Here is a 17,089-nt window from a genome sequence, read left to right as displayed (position 1 = left end):
TCAGCCCTCGCCCAGCAGCTTGCCGTCCGAGGTCTCGAACTGGGTCTTGAACTTCTCGACCGCGTCGCCGAGCGCCTGGATCGTGTCGTCCGACATCTTGCCGCCCTCGCGGATACCGGTCAGCAGACCCTGCTCCTCGCGGTGCATGTACTCCAGCAGCTCGCGCTCGAAGCGGCGGATGTCCTCGACCGGGACGTCGTCCATCTTGCCGTTGGTGCCGGACCAGATGGAGACGACCTGGTCCTCGGTGGCGAACGGCTGGTACTGCGGCTGCTTGAGCAGCTCGACCATGCGCTTACCGCGCTCCAGCGCCGCCTTGGAGGCGTCGTCCAGGTCGGAACCGAAGGCGGCGAACGCCTCCAGCTCGCGGTACTGGGCCAGGTCCACACGGAGGGAACCGGTGATCTGGCGGATCGCCTTGTGCTGCGCGGAGCCACCGACACGGGAGACGGAGATACCGACGTTCAGCGCCGGGCGCTGGCCCGCGTTGAACAGGTCGGACTCCAAGAAGCACTGGCCGTCGGTGATGGAGATGACGTTGGTCGGGATGAACGCCGAGACGTCGTTCGCCTTCGTCTCGACGATCGGCAGACCGGTCATCGAGCCCTTGCCCATCTCGTCCGAGAGCTTCGCGCAGCGCTCCAGCAGCCGGGAGTGCAGGTAGAAGACGTCACCCGGGTAGGCCTCGCGGCCCGGCGGGCGGCGCAGCAGCAGGGAGACCGCACGGTAGGCGTCCGCCTGCTTGGACAGGTCGTCGAAGACGATCAGGACGTGCTTGCCCTGGTACATCCAGTGCTGGCCGATGGCCGAGCCGGTGTAGGGGGCGATGTACTTGAAGCCGGCCGGGTCGGACGCCGGAGCGGCGACGATCGTCGTGTACTCCAGGGCGCCGGCCTCCTCCAGCGCGCCGCGCACGGACGCGATGGTGGAGCCCTTCTGACCGACGGCGACGTAGATGCAGCGGACCTGCTTGTCCGGGTCGCCGGAGCGCCAGTTGTCCCGCTGGTTGATGATCGTGTCGACGCACAGCGCGGTCTTGCCGGTCTGGCGGTCGCCGATGACCAGCTGACGCTGGCCACGGCCGATCGGGGTCATGGTGTCCACGGCCTTGTAGCCGGTCTCCATGGGCTCGTGCACGGACTTGCGCTGCATGACCGTGGGCGCCTGGAGCTCAAGGGCGCGGCGGCCCTCGGTCTCGATCTCGCCGAGACCGTCGACCGGGTTGCCCAGCGGGTCGACGACACGGCCCAGGTAGCCGTCACCGACCGCAACCGACAGGACCTCACCGGTGCGCTGCACCGGCTGGCCCTCCTCGATGCCGCTGAACTCACCGAGGACGACCGCACCGATCTCGCGCTCCTCCAGGTTGAGGGCGAGGCCGAGGGTGCCGTCCTCGAACTTCAGCAGCTCGTTCGCCATGGCCGAGGGCAGCCCCTCGACCTTCGCGATGCCATCGCTGGCAGCGCTGACCGTACCGACCTCTTCGCGCGAGGCCGCGTCCGGCGTGTACGACTGGACAAAGTTCTCCAGCGCGTCCCGGATCTCATCCGGCCGGATCGTGAGCTCCGCCATCTGGGTTCCCTGCTCTCCTTGTTGGGCCCGTAAGTTGCTGCGGGCTCCGGGGGTTGTCTCCCCCGGCTCCCATGTACGGCCCAACTCGGGCCGCTTTCGTGCTTGTTGAGTTGGTTGGCGCACGCGCGCCGGGTCCTGCTGCGCTGCGGGCGGCCGTCCGGTCGTCGCCGTCAGCCCGCCATCCGCCGCTGCGCCTGCTCCAGCCGGTCGGCGACCGAGCCGTTGATCACCTCGTCGCCCACCTGAACCCTGATGCCGCCGACCAGCTCGGGGTCCACATCCAGGTTCAGGTGCACCTGGCGGCCGTACAGCTTGGCCAGCGCCGCGCCCAGGCGCCGCTTCTGCTCGTCGCTGAGCGGCACCGCGGAGGTCACGACGGCGACCGAACGGTTGCGCCGCTCGGCGGCCAGCTTGGACAGGGCGTCGAGCCCCGCCTCCAGGCTACGTCCCCGCGGCTGGGTCACCAGGCGGACGATCAGCCGCTCGGTGGCCGGCCTGACCCTGCCGGTCAGCAGCGTGCGCACCAGCTCGCGCTTGGCCGAGGCGTCGGCCGTGCGGCTGGTGAGCGCGGAGCGCAGGTCCGGCGAGGAGGCGGCGGTCCGGGCGAAGCGGAACAGCTCGTCCTCGACGTCGTCCAGCGAGCCGTCACGCTCGGCCGCCACCAGATCGGCGAGGTCGGCCAGCTCCTCGGTCGCGTCCACCAGGTCGCGCGGCGCGGACCAGCGGGAGCGGACCATGCCGGAGACCAGGTCGGCCGCCGGGCCGCTGATCCGGCCGCCGAGCACCCGCTGGACCAGCTCGGCCTTGGCGTCCCCGCTCTGCGCCGGGTCGGTGAGGACCCGGCGCAGCGAGACCTCGCGATCCAGCAGCGCGGTCACGGCGGCGAGCTCGTCGGCGAGGGCCGCGGCGTCGGCCGACGTGGAGTCGGTCAGCGCGGTCAGGCTCTCGCGTGCGGCGGCAAGCGCCTCACGGCTCGCTCCGTTCATCGGGCGGCCCCGTTGGCGTTCGCCTCGGCCTCGGCGGCCTCCTCCAGCCCGTCGAGGAACCGGTCGATGACGCGGCTCTGCCGGGCGTGGTCCTCGAGGGACTCACCCACCAGCTTGCCGGCCAGGTCGGTGGCGAGCTTGCCCACGTCCTGGCGGAGCGTCTGAGCGGCCTGCTTGCGGTCGGCCTCGATCTGGGCGTGGCCGGCGGCGATGATCTCCTCACGCTGCCGCTGGCCCTCGGCGCGCATCTCGGCGATGAGCGCCGCGCCCTGCTCCTGTGCCTCGGCACGCAGGCGGGCGGCCTCGTGGCGGGCCTCGGAGAGCTGGTCCTTGTACTGCTTGAGTACCTCGGCAGCCTCCTGCTGAGCCGCCTCGGCCTTCTCGATGCCGCCCTCAATGGCTTCACGACGCTCTTCCAGCACCTTGTTGATGCTCGGAAGGAGCTTCTTCCACAGGAAGAAGAAGACGATGGCGAATGCGATCAGGCCGATGACCAGCTCTGGAATCGGCGGGATGAGCGGGTTCTGCGGAACCTCGGTCTCCGCCAGGGTTACCAGGGCGTTCACGTCAGTGCCTTCCGTCGGAAAAAGGGTTCGTTCGCTCGGTCGTCAGGAGCGGAAGATGAAGCCCATGACGATGCCGATGAGGGCCAGCGCCTCACAGAAGGCGAAACCGAGGATCTGGTTCTGACGGATCAGACCGGCCGCCTCGGGCTGGCGGGCCAGCGCCTGGGTGCCGTTACCGAAGACGATGCCGACGCCGATGCCGGGGCCGATGGCCGCGAGGCCGTAGCCGACGGAACCGAGGTTGCCGGTGACGCCCTTCGCCTCGGCGGCGAGGTTGACCATTTCGAGAGCAGCGGACATGCCGTTACTTCCTTCTCTGTACGGACCGGCGGGGGTTGGCCGCCGGACAGCTGGGGGTTGCGGGAGTGGGCTGGCTCAGTGTTCCTCGACGAGCGCGCCCTGGATGTAGGTGCAGGTCAGCAGGACGAAGACGTACGCCTGGATGACCTGGATGAACAGCTCGAAGGCGATCATCACGACCGTCATCACGAAGGAGACGACGGAGTAGGCGATGCCGATGCCGTTGAGCATGTACCAGGTCGCGATGGTGAAGAGGGCCACCAGCATGTGACCGGCGAACATGTTCGCGAAGAGCCGGACGGCGTGCGTGAAGGGGCGCACCAGCAGGTTCGAGAAGAACTCGATGACCATGACCAGCGGCAGCACCGGGCCCAGCGACTTGTCGTAGCCGGTGAAGTTCTTGAAGGCGCCGACGAAACCGTGGCGCTTGAAGGTCAGGCCCACCCACAGGACGTAGACGAGCAGCGCGAGACCCAGCGGGATCGAGAAGATCGACGTCACGGGGAACTGCGCGAGCGGGATGACGGACCACAGGTTCATCACCCAGACGAAGAAGAAGAGCGCCACCACGAGGGGGACGTACTTCTCGCCCTCCTTCTTGCCGATCGTCTCGTAGACCACGCCGCGGCGGATGAAGTCGTAGCCGGCCTCACCGACCATCTGGAGCTTGCCGGGGACCAGCTTCGGCTTGTTGAAGGCGGCCCAGAAGAACCAGACGATGGCGAGCGTGCCGACGAGGGCGAGCAGGATCGGCTTGTTGAAGTCGAATCCGCCGATGCTGAACATCGGCTCGAAGACGAACGAGTGGAGCCCGGGAGCCTCGAAGCCGCAGCCACTGAAAAGGTGGCAGTCGGTCTCAAAGGCGAGCATCTGGTCAGCACTCACCGCGGGCTCCTTCTGCATGGCGCATGAAAACGGCTACCTCGTTGTGTCGGCGCGGCGCGCTGCCACGGAACGGCACTGGTCTTGGTCGTACGAATCGGGGGGCGGCGGCTGAACAAGGTGGGAGAGTGTCCGCTCCGTCCCTTGGGGTCCGGAACCTGTCGGAACTCTGCCGCCTCCGTCTGCGGCGCCGCAGTTGGCAACGGACGATAGCAGTTGCTCGAACGAGCACTTATCCCGCCCCTACGTGGCACTGGCCTTCTCGCCGTTGCCGCTGGCGGGCTCGACATACATGATCTTCGCCTTCATGTGCGCCCGGCCCTGGGCCGCGACCCACACAATGGTGGCGCCGAGCAGAGTGAAAGCGAAGGTCTTGGTGTCGAAAAGGGTGGTATCCCGGAAGACCACGAGCACCACGAACAGCAGGAGGATCTGCGTCGTATAGAGCAGAAGGCCCATCGCCTGAAAGAGGTGCGGGAACGAGCGCGCTGTCCGCTGGAGGACGTAAAGGCCGAGGCCCATGAAGAGGATCACGACAAGTGCTCCGGCCGCCGCGCCGATGGCTCCCTTGCCTCCTGCGAACACGCCGCTGATGGCTGCGGCCACGACACCGGCGAGGGCGGTCGGGACGGCGCAGTGCAGCAGCATGCGTGCGTCGTTCGACTGCATGTGGTGTGCTCCGGGGGAACTCGGGGGACGTGAGTCGTCGATGACGAGCGTAGCCCGGGACGGGGGCCGAATCTTCCGGGGAAGGGCCCGCACAAGGGCGGCACTTCGGTTGTCACCGGGTTTCGTGAACGGTATCACAAACTATTTGATGAGGTCTTTACCTACTTCGTGTGCCCCCTGTCACACACGGGGGTGAGGATCTGTGCAACCGCTGACGGCAGGCACTTTGTCTGCTATGGGGCGATTCCCCGGCCCCACGGGGCGGCTCATTCCCGGGTGTTGATCTTCTTGGGACGGGAGAACTGCCGCCGCTCCCCGATCGCCGTGGCCCCCTCCAGACCCGCCAGCGCCGGCTCCCGCTCCTTCTGCTCGCCGTTCTCGCCCGCCGGTTCGGGCTCCTCGCCCGGCCCAGGCGGCGTCGGGTCCACCGCCGCCGCACCGGACGCGGCGTCCTCCTGCCGCCGGTAGCGGGGCGGCAGCACCTTCTGCGCCCACTGGGGCACCCGGGGGGTGTAACGGGGCAGCAGGAGGACGACGAGGCCCACCGCGCTCAGCAGGACGATCGCGAGCACGATCGCCAGGCTGGAGGAGCGCACCGAGAAGGCCACGGCGCCGAAGGCGATCAGCGCCGCCCAGAAGTACATGATCAGCACGGCGCGGCTGTGCGAGTGCCCGATCTCCAGCAGCCGGTGGTGCAGATGGCCGCGGTCGGCCGCGAACGGCGAACGGCCGTTCCAGGTGCGCCGCACGATCGCCATGACCAGGTCGGCCACGGGGATGGCGATGATGCTCAGCGGCAGCAGCAACGGCATGTACAGCGGCACCATCGTGTGCACCGCGCTCTTGACCGAACCCGTGTGCTCCACCATCAGGTCGGGGTCCACCTGGCCGGTGATCGACACGGCGCCGGCGGCCAGCACGAGACCGATCAGCATGGAGCCGGAGTCGCCCATGAAGATCCGCGCGGGGTGCATGTTGTGCGGCAGGAACCCCAGGCACATGCCCATCAGCACCGCCGCGAACAGCGTCGCGGGGGCCGCCGCCTCGATGCCGTAGCCGTACCAGATGCGGTAGGCGTACATGAAGAACGCGAGGGAGGCGATGCAGACCATCCCCGAGGCCAGTCCGTCCAGACCGTCCACGAAGTTCACCGCGTTGATGGTGATGACCACCAGCGCGACCGTCAGCAGGGTGCCCTGGAGCGGCGTCAGGGCCACGTTGCCGACGCCGGGGACCGGCAGCCACAGGATCGTCAGGCCCTGGAGCACCATCACACCGGCGGCGATCATCTGGCCGCCGAGCTTCACCAGCGCGTCGACGCCCCATTTGTCGTCCAGCACACCGATCAGCCAGATGAGGCCGGCCCCGGACAGCAGGGCCCGCGGCTCGTCGGACATGCTGAACAGGTCGCCGATGTTGGTGAGTTGAGAGGCCACCAGCAGTCCGGCGCACAGGCCGCCGAACATCGCGATGCCACCGAGCCGCGGCGTCGGCTCCCGGTGCACGTCCCGCGCCCGCACGGGCGGCATGGCGCCCGCCGCGATCGCGAACTTGCGCACCGGGCCGGTCAGCAGATAGGTGACCGCGGCCGTGACGCACAGCGTCAGCAGGTACTCACGCACGGAAACGGGCTCCCCAGGGGTCTCGCGGGCTGTTCAAGGGCCCGGTCAGTTGGGCTGCTCAGGCCCACACCATAGGACACGCGGTGCGGGGCCTGCCGGTTCTAGGTATGGGCGGGAACGCCGGTCAGCGCGGTGACGACCGGGTCGAGGGCCCGGCTGATCTCCTCGCCGACACTGCGGAAGTACGGGATAGGCGCGCCGTAGGGGTCGTGGATCTCGTCCGCCTCGGGGCTGGGCGCCAGCAGCCAGCCGCGCAGCGCGGCGGCGGCCTGCACCAGCGCGTGCGCCCGCTCCACCACGCCCTCGGGGCCGTGGGCCTCGGGCAGCGTCGCCGGGTCTATGGCGCGCACCAGACGGGTGAACTCCTTGAGCGTGAAGGTGCGCAGGCCCGCCGAATGGCCCATGGAGATCACCTGGGCCCGGTGGTCGCGGGTGGCGGTCAGCACCAGATCGGCGCGGATCACGTGCTCGTCCAGCAGCTCACGGCCGGTGAAGCCCTCGGCGTCCGCGCCGTGTTCGAGCAGCACGGCCACCGCGTTCTCCTCCATGGGCGCGCCCTCGTGCCCCCACGTGCCGGCGCTCTCGACCACGAGGCCGCTGCTGCGGCTGTCCCCGAGCCGTTCGGCCAGGGCGTGCCGGGTGAGCCGCTCGGTGATCGGCGAGCGGCACACGTTGCCTGTGGAGACGTGGAGGATGCGGAACGCGCGCTCGGCGCCGTTTATGCCGCCGGACTCGGCCGCACCACGCCCGGGTGGGGCGGTCACTACCCGGCCACCTCCAGGTCCGGTACGACCTTGCGCAGCTCGTCCGCGTCGACGGCGCCCGCGCGCAGCAGCACGGGCACCGGACGGGTGACGTCGACGATGGACGAGGGCACGCTGTCCTCGGTGGGGCCGCCGTCCAGGTAGACGGCCACGGACTCGCCGAGCATCTCCTGCGCCTCGTCGCAGGTCACGGGCGCCGGGTGGCCACTCAGGTTCGCCGAGGAGACGGCCATGGGGCCGAACTCGGTCAGCAGCTCGATGGCGATGGGGTGCAGCGGCATCCGGACGGCCACCGTGCCCTGGGTCTCGCCCAGGTCCCAGGTGAGCGACGGCTGGTGCCGCGCCACCAGGGTGAGGGCGCCCGGCCAGAAAGCGTCGACGAGCTCCCACGCCTGTTCGGAGAAGTCGGTGACCAGGCCGTGCAGCGTGTTCGGCGAGCCCACCAGCACCGGCGAGGGCATGCCCCTGCCGCGGCCCTTGGCCTCCAGCAGGTCACCGACCGCGTCGGCGCTGAAGGCGTCCGCGCCGATGCCGTAGACGGTGTCGGTCGGCAGCACGACGAGTTCTCCGCGCCGCACCGCCGAAGCGGCCTCCCTCAGGCCGGTCGCGCGATCGGTCGCGTCGGAGCAGTCGTATCGCCGTGCCATCACGGCACCTCCCTGCGTGCGGTGGCAAAACGGGGACGGTTGTTGAGGTCGGGGTGGTCCGCGGCGTCGGCCCAGCCGCGGTCCTCGGTGAAGATCCAGGGCACCTGCCCGCCCTGGGTGTCGGCGTGCTCGATGACGACCACGCCGCCGGGGCGCAGCAGCCGGTGGGCGGTGCGCTCCAGGCCGCGGATGAGGTCCAGGCCGTCCTCGCCGGAGAACAGCGCCACCTGCGGATCGTGGTCCCGTGCCTCGGGTGCCACATACTCCCACTCGGTGAGCGGGATGTAGGGCGGGTTGGAGATCACCAGGTCCACCTGTCCGTCCAGCTCGGGCAGCGCCGTGCGCGCGTCCCCGTGGTGCAGCACCACCCGGGAGCCCTCGACGTTCTTGCGGGCCCACTCCAGGGCGCCCTCGTCCAGCTCGACGGCGTGCACCCGCGAGCGGGGCACCTCCTGGGCGAGCGCGAGGGCGATGGCGCCCGAGCCGGTGCACAGGTCCACGATCAGCGGCTCGGCGACGTCCATGGCACGGACCGCGTCTATCGCCCAGCCCACGACCGACTCGGTCTCCGGCCGGGGGACGAAGACACCCGCCCCCACGTGCAGTTCGAGGTAGCGGAAGAAGGCCCGCCCGGTGATGTGCTGGAGCGGCTCACGGGCCTCGCGGCGGGCCACCGCCTCCCAGTAGCGCGCGTCGAAGTCGGCGTCGGCGACGCGGTGCAGCTCGCCCCGTTTGACGCCGTGCACGAAGGCGGCCAGCTCCTCGGCGTCGAAACGCGGCGAGGGCACGCCCGCGTCGGCCAGCCGCTGGGTGGCCTGCGCCACCTCGGCGAGCAGCACGTTCACTCCGTTCCCCCTCCCGGGGCCTGCGGGATCTTCTCCGTCACGTCGGGCCGTACCGGTGTCACTGGGCGGCGGCCAGCTTGGCCGCCGAGTCCGCGTCGACGCACGCCTGGATGACGGCGTCCAGCTCCCCGTCCAGCACCTGGTCGAGGTTGTAGGCCTTGAAGCCGACGCGGTGGTCGGAGATGCGGTTCTCCGGGAAGTTGTAGGTGCGGACCCGCTCGGAGCGGTCCACGGTGCGCACCTGGCTGCGGCGGGCGTCCGAGGCTTCCTTGTCGGCCTCCTCCTGGGCGGCGGCCAGCAGCCGGGCCCGCAGGATGCGCAGCGCCTGCTCCTTGTTCTGGAGCTGGCTCTTCTCGTTCTGGCAGGAGACGACGATGCCGGTCGGCTCGTGGGTGATGCGGACTGCCGAGTCGGTGGTGTTGACCGACTGCCCGCCCGGGCCGGAGGAGCGGTAGACGTCGATGCGCAGATCGTTGGGGTTGATCTCCACGTCCACCTCCTCGGCCTCCGGCAGCACCAGGACGCCGGCGGCGGAGGTGTGGATACGCCCCTGCGACTCGGTGGCGGGCACCCGCTGCACGCGGTGCACCCCGCCCTCGTACTTCAGCCGCGCCCACACGCCCCCTCCCGGCTCGGTGGTGCCGCGGGACTTCACGGCCACCTGGACGTCCTTGTAGCCGCCCAGGTCGGACTCGGTGGCGCCGATCAGCTCGGTCTTCCAGCCGTTGCGCTCGGCGTAGCGCAGATACATCCGCAGCAGATCGCCGGCGAACAGCGCGGACTCGTCGCCGCCCTCGCCCGCCTTGATCTCCAGGATGACGTCCTTGTCGTCGCTCGGGTCGCGCGGGACGAGCAGCAGCCGCAGCTTCTCCGTCAGCTCCTCGCGGCGCCGCTCCAGCTGCTTGACCTCGTCCGCGAAGTCGGGGTCCTCGGCGGCCAGCTCCCGGGCGGTGCCGATGTCGTCACCCGTGCGCTTCCACTCGCGGTAGGCGGTGATGATCGGGGTGAGCTCGGCGTACCGCTTGTTGAGCCGGCGGGCACCCGCCTGGTCGGCGTGGATCGCCGGATCGGCGAGCCGCCGCTCCAGGTCGGCGTGCTCGCCGACGAGTTCCTCGACCGCCTCGAACATCGTGGCATCCCTTACTGACGGACCGCTGGTGGCCTGGTGACAGACCGCTGGTGGAAGACGCTGAGCGCTCGCTCGTGCCGCTCACGGAAGACGTACGGCGCCCCGCCGGACGGCCGGGCGCCGGGGCACCGGCACCCAGCCGGGGCGCTGAGCACCAAAAGAGCGCCGGGCCGCGCTGCCCGGCTCGGGCAGCGCGGACCGGCGCTGCGGTGTCGCTACTTCTTGGCGGTGCCGGCGGTCTTGCCGAAGCGGGCCTCGAAGCGGGCCACGCGGCCACCGGTGTCGAGGATCTTCTGCTTGCCGGTGTAGAACGGGTGGCAGGCCGAGCAGATGTCGGCGCGGATCACGCCTTCCGGCATGGTGCTACGCGTCGTGAACGAGTTGCCGCAGGTGCAGCTGACCTGGGTCTCGCGGTACTCGGGGTGGATGTCGCGCTTCAAGGTCACTCCTAGGTTCGGGAGGGCGCCGGGTCGGAAGACGGGTTGTCCAACCGTGAACCGGGGCCGACGGACCAGTTTGCCACTGGTTGCCGCACCCCCCAAAACCGGGGGGCGACGCCCGTTATTCCGCCGCGCCGGCCTGCGGCGATCCAGTGGGCTTCCCCTTGGCGCGGAGCACCCCGCCGATGTCGGTCTTGTCGCCGGCCGAGCCCTTGGTGGCGGACCGCGGTATGGGCTCGTCCCGCTTGATCGCACGCCAGACCTTGTCGGTCTTGGAGTCGATCTGTATGACGCGGTTGGGGTTGGCCGGGTCGTACTCGACCGGCAGTGTCGTCATCTGGATGTCGTCGGACTTGATGCCCTTGAGCATCTTGGCCATGCCGGTCAGCTTGCCGACGGAGTCCAGGTCGGAGTCGGTGGTCAGCGCGGAGGTGGCGGTGTCGGCCAGGTCGTAGAGCTTCTTCGGGCTGCTGAAGACGCCGATGCTGTTGACCTGGTCGATCAGTGCCTTGATGAACGCCTGCTGGAGCTGGATGCGGCCCAGGTCGCTGCCGTCCCCCACACCGTGCCGGGTGCGCACCAGACCGAGCGACTGTTCGCCGTCCAGCCGGTGGGTGCCGGCGGGCAGGTCGAGGTGGCTGCTCTTGTCGTGGATGGACTGCGCGGTGGTCATCTGGACGCCGCCGAGGGTGTCGATGAGCTTCTTGAAGCCGGCGAAGTCGACCTCCATGTAGTGGTCCATGCGGACCCCGGAGAGGGACTCGACGGTCTTGACGGCGCAGGCCGGGCCGCCGACCTCGTAGGCGGTGTTGAACATGGCGCGCTGCGCGGGAACGTTTCTGTGGTTCTCCGAGCCGTCGCCCTGACAGGCCGGGCGCTGCACCAGCGTGTCACGGGGTATCGAGACGACGGTGGCCTTGTCGTGCTGCTCGTTGATGTGCAGCACCATCGCCGTGTCCGAACGGGCGCTGCCCTCGTCGCGGCCGTACTTGGCGTTCGCGCCCGCCCGGGTGTCCGAACCCAGGACGAGGATGTCCAGGGAACCGTTGGGCACGTCCTGCGGCCGGTCGGCGCCCAGGGCGGCGTTGATGTCCACGCCGGAGATGTTGCCGTCCAGCTTGAAGTAGACGAAGCCGAGGCTCGCCGCACCGAGCACGACCGCTCCCGCCGCGGTCCAGGCCGCGGCCCGCACGGCCCGTCCGCGCCCGTCTCGCGGCTTGCGGCGACGGCCGGTGGCGCGTATGCCCCGGGTGCGGCGCTGTGCCGCTGTGTCGCCCTCGTAGCTGTCGCCCGCCATTGTCACTTCCCTCGGTCCTGCTCGTGGCGTGTGTCCTGTCCGGACGCTGGGTCTCGCCGAAGGGTCGCACAACGCGTCGGCACGCGCGTCGGACGTGCGCGCCGGGACAGCGACGCCCGGGCCGGGTCGCATCCGCCCACTGCTCCCGTTTTACCTGCGACGACGCGCCCGCGCCCGCCGAAGCGGCAGCACCCCGCCGCGCCCCGGCCCTGTGGGCAAGCTCTCAGCAGCCAGAACAGACGGCGAGGGCCGTTCCACCGTGCGTGGTGGAACGGCCCTCGCCGTGAGCCCGTCCGGGCGACCCTCAGTCCTGCCCGTTGGGCGTCGGGGTCGTCTTCTGGATCTGGAGCAGGAACTCCGCGTTGGACTTCGTCTGCTTCATCTTGTCCAGCAGCAGTTCGATGGCCTGCTGCTGGTCCAGGGCGTGCAGCACGCGCCGCAGCTTCCAGACGATCTGGAGCTCCTCGTTCGCCATGAGGATCTCTTCCTTGCGGGTACCGGACTGGTCCACGTCCACCGCGGGGAAGATCCGCTTCTCGGCGAGCTTCCGGTCGAGCTTGAGCTCCATGTTGCCGGTGCCCTTGAACTCCTCGAAGATGACCTCCTCCATCCGGGAGCCGGTCTCCACCAGCGCCGCGGCGAGGATCGTCAGGGAGCCGCCGTCCTCGATGTTGCGCGCCGCGCCGAAGAACTTCTTCGGCGGGTAGAGCGCCGTGGAGTCCACACCACCGGACAGGATGCGGCCCGAGGCCGGGGCGGCCAGGTTGTAGGCACGCGCGAGCCGGGTGATGTTGTCCAGCAGGATCACCACGTCGTGGCCCAGCTCCACCAGCCGCTTCGCCCGCTCGATGGCCAGCTCGGCGATGGTGGTGTGGTCCTCGGCCGGGCGGTCGAAGGTCGAGGAGATGACCTCGCCCTTGACCGACCGCTGCATGTCGGTGACCTCTTCCGGACGCTCGTCCACCAGGACGACCATCAGGTGGCACTCGGGGTTGTTCCGGGTGATCGAGTTCGCGATCGACTGGAGCACCGTCGTCTTGCCCGCCTTCGGCGGGGCCACGATCAGACCGCGCTGCCCCTTGCCGACCGGCGAGACCAGGTCGATGATCCGCGAGGTCAGCTGGTTCGGCTCCGTCTCCAGACGCAGCCGCTCCTGCGGGTAGAGCGGAGTCAGCTTGTTGAACTCCGCACGGCCCTTGCCGTCGTCCGGCGACATCCCGTTGACGGAGTCGAGGCGGACCAGCGCGTTGAACTTCTCGCGCCGCTCGCCCTCACGCGGCTGGCGCACCGCACCGGTGACGTGGTCACCCTTGCGCAGCCCGTTCTTGCGGACCTGCGCCAGCGAGACGTACACGTCGTTCGGGCCCGGCAGGTAGCCGGAGGTGCGCACGAACGCGTAGTTGTCGAGGATGTCGAGGATGCCGGCGACCGGGATCAGGACGTCGTCCTCGGAGATCTGCGGCTCGAAGTCGTCCCGCCCGCCGCGACGGCCCCGACGGTCGCGGTAGCGGCCCCGGCGCCCGCGCCGGCCGCCGCCGCCGTCGTCGTCGAAGGCGTCGTCCCGACGGCCGCCGCCGGCCTGGTTCTGCTGGCCGCCGCCGTCGTTCTTGCCGCGGTTGCGGTCACGGTCGCGGTCGCGGTCACGCTGCCGCTCCCGCTTGGAGGGGCGGTCCTGCTGCTTGCCGTCACCGGCGCCGCCCTTGTCGGAACGGCCGTCCTTGCCGTCCTTGTCCGCCCTGTCGTTCTTCTCGGGCTTCTCGGACTTCTCAGCCTTGTCGGCCCTGCTGTCGTCGCCGCCGGACTTCGCGTCCGAGCGGCCCTCGGCGGACTCGCCCTTGGCGCGGCGCCCCCGGCCGCCCTCCTGAGCGGCCTTGGCGTCGCCCTCGGTCTGTCCGGGGATGTCGATCTGCTGCTGACCGCCCTGCGCCTCGGCCTGGGCAGCCTCGGGCTCACCCGTACGGGCGCGCGAGGTGGCGCGGCGCTTCGGCTTCTGCTCGGCCGCGCCGTCGGCGGGCTGCGACTCGCCGGCGGCCTTCGCCTCCTTGGAGTCCTTGGCCTCCTTGGAGTCCTTGCTGTCAGCGGCCTTCGCGGCCTTGCCTGCGGCGGGGGCGGAGTCCGAACTGCCGCCTGCCTGGCGCTCCTTGATGACCTCGATCAGCTGGCTCTTGCGCATCCGGGCGGTGCCCCTGATGCCGAGGCTGGAGGCGATCTGCTGGAGCTCGGCCAGCACCATGCCCTCCAGTCCCGTGCCGGAGCGCCGACGCCGGGGTGCGGCACCGGAGGCCGCAGGCGCGGCGGAAGCGTCCGTAGAAGCGGGCGCCGCGGCACCGTCGGCTGCGGTATCGGCGTTCACGCCCATCAGATCGGTGGTGTCGCTCACGAAGGGTCCTTCCCTGGAGCGGACGTCGGCCAGTCTGGCTCGGCGACCGGTTGTGCTGTCCGGCTGTGGTCCTGTGCTGGGGGACTTTGCCGGGGCGGTGGTCCCGCCTCGATGTACGGCGGGGGAATCAATACGTGGTTTCGGCGTGAAGCCTCGACATGGATGACCTTCACGTCGGCTCCGGAGCGTGTTCGCGCCTGCCCGGCAGCGTTCCGAGCAATCTGGGAGGCTCCTGGGAGAAGAGGTGGCCCCTGCTGGGGCTGCCAGGGGAACACGCAAGCACCGCACTCTTCGGACCGTCGCACTTTCCTGTGCGGGGTCCACGAGACTGCGAGTGCAGACTTGAGGTTAACACTACCGGATCCAACAAACATTCCCCCTCTCGAAGATCCGCAACCCGCTGTCACCGGGGGCCGCTGCCCGCGCCTCCCGGTGCGTTCTCGGTGGTGGCACCGCTGCCGTGGGTGCCTGCGGTGAGGGGCAGCACGCTGGCCCCCGCCAGGTCCAGGGCCAGCCGGTTCGCGGTCCAGCCCTCGCCCGCCAGCCGCGAGACCTTGTCGGCCTCGCCGTCGTCCGCGGCCAGCGCCAGCACCGTGGGGCCGGCGCCGGAGATCACGGCGGGGACGGCCTCGGCACGCAGCCGGGCGACAAGATCCGCACTCTCGGTCATCGCCGGCGCCCGGTACTCCTGGTGCAGCCGGTCCTCGGTGGCGGCCAGCAGCAGCTCGGGACGGCGCGTCAGCGCCTCGACGAGCAGCGCGGCGCGCCCCGCGTTGAACGCCGCGTCCACGTGCGGCACGGTGCGCGGCAGCAGACCGCGCGCGGTCTGCGTGAGCAGGGGTTTCGCCGGTACGAAGACCACCGGGACGAGGGATGCGGCGGGCTCCATCCGCACCGCGCGGGCCGCGCCGCCGTCCGTCCAGGCCAGGGTGAAGCCGCCGAGGAGGCAGGCGGCGACGTTGTCGGGGTGGCCCTCGATCTCGGTGGCGAGTTCCAGCAGCGCGGTGTCGTCGAGCCGGGCCTCACCGCCCGTGGTCACGGCGCGTGCCGCCATCACTCCGGCGCAGATCGCCGCGGAGGAGGAGCCCAGGCCACGGCCGTGCGGGATGCGGTTGGCGCAGACGATCTCCAGGCCGCGCGGCTGCCCGCCCAGCAGGTCGAAGGCGGTGCGCAGGGAGCGCACGAGCAGGTGGTTCTCGTCGCGCGGCAGGGTGTCTGCGCCCTCGCCGGCGATGTCGATGTGCAGTCCGGAGTCGGCGACGCGGACGACGACGTCGTCGTAGAGGCCCAGCGCGAGGCCCAGGGCGTCGAAACCGGGGCCGAGATTGGCGCTGGTGGCGGGGACGCGCACCCGGACGGCGGCGGCGCGGAACGCGGGACCGGCCATCTTCCGATGACTCTCCTTGGTTCGGTTTGCGGAGCACCCACTGGCCGCGGCGGCGCCGGTCCGGCCACCACTCCACGCCTGACCCGCCAGGGACGTACGGAAGTGGGGGTGAAACTCAGCCTATCGAAGGTGGGTTCAGTGGCGACATAGGGCGCACGGGAGGCGCACGATGCGTGTCGTGAGCCTCCCCGTGCTTCCGTGCTGACGCCTGGGGCCGGTGCGACATCGGAGGATGCCGCCGCCCCGGGGTCCGGGATTGGACCGGACGGGCCCGGGAACGAACCGGACTCGCCCGGAAGACGCCGCCGGCCGAGGGCCCCGCCAAGAGCGGACCCGCACGGCCCGGACGGCGCCGGGACGGGCCGGAGCCCGGACCGGGACGGCTCAGACGAGGCCGAGGCGCTCGGCCGCGGCGTCGGCGTCCACGGGCACCACGAGCGGCTGCGGCGCACCGGCCACCGCCCAGTCGGGGTCCTTGAGGCCGTTGCCCGTGACGGTGCACACGATGCGCTGCCCCGGATCGACCTTGCCTTGCTCGGCCGCCTGGATCAGCCCGGCGACCGACGCCGCCGAGGCCGGCTCCACGAACACGCCCTCCTGCGCGGCCAACAGCCGGTAGGCACGGAGGATCTGACGGTCGGTCACCATGTCGATGAAGCCGCCGGACTCGTCGCGGGCCTGCTCGGCCAGCGTCCAGGACGCGGGGTTGCCGATGCGGATGGCCGTGGCGATGGTGCTCGGCTCCCGCACGGCCTCGCCGCGTACGAGGGGCGCAGCACCGGCCGCCTGGTAGCCCCACATCCGGGGGGTGGCGGTGGCGGGACCGTCCTCGCGGTACTCGCGGTAGCCCTTCCAATAGGCCGTGATGTTGCCCGCGTTGCCGACCGGCAGGACATGGATGTCCGGCGCGTCGCCGAGCATGTCCACGATCTCGAACGCCGCGGTCTTCTGCCCCTCGATCCGCACCGGGTTGACCGAATTGACCAGCGACACCGGGTACTTGTCCGACAGCCCCCTGGCCAGCTCCAGACAGTCGTCGAAGTTGCCGTCCACCTGGAGGATCTTGGCGCCGTGCACCAGCGCCTGCCCCATCTTGCCCAGCGCGATCTTGCCCTGCGGCACCAGCACGGCGCAGACCATGCCCGCACGCACGGCGTACGCCGCGGCCGAGGCGGAGGTGTTGCCGGTGGAGGCGCAGATGACCGCCTGGGCGCCCTCCTCCTTCGCTCGGGTGATGGCCATCGTCATGCCCCGGTCCTTGAAGGAGCCGGTCGGGTTGGCGCCCTCCACCTTGAGGTGGACCTCGCAGCCGGTCAGCTCGGAGAGCACCTGGGCGGGCACCAGCGGCGTACCGCCCTCACGGAGGGTGACAGGCGTGGTGTCAGGGGCGACCGGGAGGCGGTCGCGGTACTCCTCGATGATGCCGCGCCACTGCGGGCGGCCCGCGGCACGGGCGGCGGGCGCGGGCGCCCCTTCGGGCAGCTGAGACATCTCAGGCTCCATGACGGTCACTGTTCCTTGGCTCCCTTACTGACCATTGTCCGGCGCTGCCCACCGCGCCGGGCCTCTCGCACCGCGGATCCGCGGAACGTCACACCCGAGG

Annotated in this window: 16 protein-coding genes; all 16 read right to left on the bottom strand. The window is 70.4% G+C overall.

Annotated features, from left to right (window positions below; translation table 11 throughout):
- Complete coding sequence (gene atpA, locus IO40_RS0109665; RefSeq protein ID WP_016469814.1) at positions 1-1,572, bottom strand: F0F1 ATP synthase subunit alpha; 1,572 nt, start codon at positions 1,570-1,572, stop codon at positions 1-3.
- Between the two features lie 170 nt (positions 1,573-1,742).
- Positions 1,743-2,558: a F0F1 ATP synthase subunit delta gene (locus IO40_RS0109660; protein ID WP_016469813.1), complete on the bottom strand. Its 816-nt coding sequence runs from the start codon at positions 2,556-2,558 to the stop codon at positions 1,743-1,745.
- Complete coding sequence (locus IO40_RS0109655; RefSeq protein ID WP_016469812.1) at positions 2,555-3,124, bottom strand: F0F1 ATP synthase subunit B; 570 nt, start codon at positions 3,122-3,124, stop codon at positions 2,555-2,557. Before IO40_RS0109655 ends, IO40_RS0109660 begins: the two co-directional genes overlap by 4 nt.
- A gap of 42 nt (positions 3,125-3,166) precedes the next feature.
- On the bottom strand, positions 3,167-3,424 hold the full coding sequence (gene atpE / locus IO40_RS0109650; protein ID WP_016469811.1) for an ATP synthase F0 subunit C: 258 nt from the start codon (positions 3,422-3,424) through the stop codon (positions 3,167-3,169).
- A gap of 75 nt (positions 3,425-3,499) precedes the next feature.
- Entirely contained in the window at positions 3,500-4,327 is an 828-nt protein-coding gene (gene atpB, locus IO40_RS0109645; protein WP_016469810.1) for a F0F1 ATP synthase subunit A, read from the bottom strand.
- A 222-nt stretch (positions 4,328-4,549) separates the two neighbouring features.
- The gene (locus IO40_RS0109640) at positions 4,550-4,975 is read right to left on the bottom strand and encodes a Cg1360 family ATP-synthase-associated protein (protein ID WP_016469809.1); all 426 of its coding nucleotides are present in this window, start codon (positions 4,973-4,975) and stop codon (positions 4,550-4,552) included.
- Positions 4,976-5,241: 266 nt separating this feature from the next.
- Positions 5,242-6,597, bottom strand: a complete 1,356-nt coding sequence (locus tag IO40_RS0109635) for an MraY family glycosyltransferase (protein ID WP_016469808.1) — start codon at positions 6,595-6,597, stop codon at positions 5,242-5,244.
- Between the two features lie 101 nt (positions 6,598-6,698).
- On the bottom strand, positions 6,699-7,361 hold the full coding sequence (locus IO40_RS0109630; protein ID WP_016469807.1) for an arsenate reductase/protein-tyrosine-phosphatase family protein: 663 nt from the start codon (positions 7,359-7,361) through the stop codon (positions 6,699-6,701).
- Positions 7,361-8,008, bottom strand: coding sequence for an L-threonylcarbamoyladenylate synthase (locus IO40_RS0109625; RefSeq protein ID WP_016469806.1), 648 nt, complete (start codon positions 8,006-8,008; stop codon positions 7,361-7,363). The genes IO40_RS0109630 and IO40_RS0109625 overlap by 1 nt, the downstream gene beginning before the upstream one ends.
- Positions 8,008-8,853, bottom strand: coding sequence for a peptide chain release factor N(5)-glutamine methyltransferase (prmC, locus tag IO40_RS0109620; RefSeq protein WP_016469805.1), 846 nt, complete (start codon positions 8,851-8,853; stop codon positions 8,008-8,010). Before prmC ends, IO40_RS0109625 begins: the two co-directional genes overlap by 1 nt.
- Positions 8,854-8,911: 58 nt before the next feature.
- Positions 8,912-9,982, bottom strand: a complete 1,071-nt coding sequence (gene prfA, locus IO40_RS0109615) for a peptide chain release factor 1 (RefSeq protein WP_016469804.1) — start codon at positions 9,980-9,982, stop codon at positions 8,912-8,914.
- A 215-nt stretch (positions 9,983-10,197) separates the two neighbouring features.
- Positions 10,198-10,422 (bottom strand): 50S ribosomal protein L31, encoded by a 225-nt coding sequence (gene rpmE / locus IO40_RS0109610; RefSeq protein WP_016469803.1) that lies wholly within the window; start codon positions 10,420-10,422, stop codon positions 10,198-10,200.
- A gap of 121 nt (positions 10,423-10,543) precedes the next feature.
- Complete coding sequence (locus IO40_RS0109605; RefSeq protein ID WP_016469802.1) at positions 10,544-11,719, bottom strand: LCP family protein; 1,176 nt, start codon at positions 11,717-11,719, stop codon at positions 10,544-10,546.
- Positions 11,720-12,023: 304 nt separating this feature from the next.
- The gene (gene rho / locus IO40_RS0109600; RefSeq protein ID WP_016469801.1) at positions 12,024-14,099 is read right to left on the bottom strand and encodes a transcription termination factor Rho; all 2,076 of its coding nucleotides are present in this window, start codon (positions 14,097-14,099) and stop codon (positions 12,024-12,026) included.
- A gap of 403 nt (positions 14,100-14,502) precedes the next feature.
- A complete protein-coding gene (gene thrB, locus IO40_RS0109595) occupies positions 14,503-15,486 on the bottom strand; it encodes a homoserine kinase (RefSeq protein WP_033228669.1) in 984 nt (327 codons plus the stop codon).
- Positions 15,487-15,870: 384 nt separating this feature from the next.
- On the bottom strand, positions 15,871-16,977 hold the full coding sequence (gene thrC / locus IO40_RS0109590; RefSeq protein WP_041968901.1) for a threonine synthase: 1,107 nt from the start codon (positions 16,975-16,977) through the stop codon (positions 15,871-15,873).
- Positions 16,978-17,089: the final 112 nt, after the last annotated feature.

It is taken from the genome of Streptomyces albus subsp. albus (genome assembly GCF_000725885.1).
GTDB lineage: Bacteria > Actinomycetota > Actinomycetes > Streptomycetales > Streptomycetaceae > Streptomyces > Streptomyces albus.
The sequence above is the reverse complement of the archived record's forward strand: the minus strand, read 5'-3'. Positions and strand labels throughout refer to the sequence as shown.